Annotated in this window: 2 protein-coding genes; one reads left to right on the forward strand and one right to left on the reverse strand. The window is 71.0% G+C overall.

Annotated features, from left to right (window positions below; translation table 11 throughout):
• Window positions 1-206, reverse strand: a 206-nt coding sequence (locus ACFQ36_RS22710) for a DUF2188 domain-containing protein (protein WP_377017837.1), incomplete at its 3' end; no start/stop codon positions are given.
• 100 nt (window positions 207-306) lie between these two features.
• Here ACFQ36_RS22710 and ACFQ36_RS22715 point away from each other — a divergent pair.
• Window positions 307-1,332 (forward strand): AAA family ATPase, encoded by a 1,026-nt coding sequence (locus ACFQ36_RS22715; RefSeq protein ID WP_377017839.1) that lies wholly within the window; start codon window positions 307-309, stop codon window positions 1,330-1,332.
• Window positions 1,333-1,394: the final 62 nt, after the last annotated feature.

Below are 1,394 nucleotides of genomic sequence, written 5' to 3' on the forward strand. Positions count from 1 at the left end.
GCTGCGCGATGCCGTGAACTGCCGGATCGGCCCGGGACGTTCCCGGGATCATGGCCGCAGCTGTTCCCGGAGCCGGTCTTCCCGTCCTGGTTCTTGATGACGTGCTCCGCCTTCTCGGCCCGGGCAGCGTCCCGACCTGCAGCTTCTGCCCCATCCTTGGTGCCGCAGCCGGCACCGAAGGCACGGCCGGTGCCCGCATTATCCAACGCAGACTGCCTGTGCCGCGTGAACGCTGCGGCCCAAAGGGGGTCGATGCCGGTGGGGCCGGCCCCGCCCCGGTCGGGAACCGGGTACTACAGTGGATGCATGGCTGCCAGCCGCAATCCGCTCGACGACCTGCGCGAAACCATCGGCCATCTGGCCGATCAGCTCAAGCTGCACGGTTCGGAGCGCGTCGACCTGGTCGGCGATCTCCTCGGTGCGAGGCCCGGCCCGGCCCGGCCGCTGTCCGAGGTGCAGGCCGAGCTCGACGCGCTGGTCGGACTGGAGACCGTGAAGGAACAGGTGCGGGCCCTCGTCGCACTGCTCCAGGTCCAGGCCCGCCGCAAGGCGCACGGCCTGCCGGAGGTGGCCACCTCACAGCATCTGGTGTTCCTCGGAAACCCGGGCACGGGCAAGACCACCGTGGCGCGGCTCCTGGCCGAGATGTACCGCGCGGTCGGCCTGCTGCAGAAAGGCCACCTGGTCGAGGTCGACCGTTCGGGCCTGGTGGGGCAGTACGTCGGCGCGACCGCCATCAAGACGGACCGGGTGATCCGGCGTGCACTGGACGGCGTCCTGTTCATCGACGAGGCCTACGCGCTGGCCCCGGAGGACGGCCGGGCGGACTTCGGCCCCGAGGCGATCGAGGTCCTGCTCAAGCGGATGGAGGACCACCGCCACCGCCTGGTCGTGATCGTGGCCGGGTACCCGCGGCTGATGGAGTCCTTCCTGCTCTCGAACCCCGGACTGCGCTCCCGGTTCGCCCGCGAGATCACGTTCCCCGACTACTCCGTCGACGAACTCCGGACGATCTTCCACCAGCTGCTGGCCCAGCACGCGTACACGCTGGAGCCGGGCGCGGACCAGATGCTGCGCCGCATCCTCACCGGGCTCCACGCGGGCGAGGACTCCGGCAACGCACGCTTCGCCCGCACTTTGTTCGAGCAGGCGCTCAACCGCCAGGCGCTGCGGCTCTCGCTCGACGGGGACCAAAGTCTCGACGCGCTCGATCGTGAGGCCGTCATGACGCTCACCGCGGACGACATCCTCGGGGCCGCGCTGGCCCTGGGCGAGGAGCCGGAACCGGCGCCGGAACCGGAGCAGCCACGCCGGCGGCGCTGGCTGGCCTGACCGGATCTGCGGCGGCTGTCAGGCGAAGGCCGCGTTCGCTGCGGCCGGCCTGCAAGGTCCGG

It is taken from the genome of Arthrobacter sp. GCM10027362, from assembly GCF_042679445.1.
GTDB lineage: Bacteria > Actinomycetota > Actinomycetes > Actinomycetales > Micrococcaceae > Crystallibacter.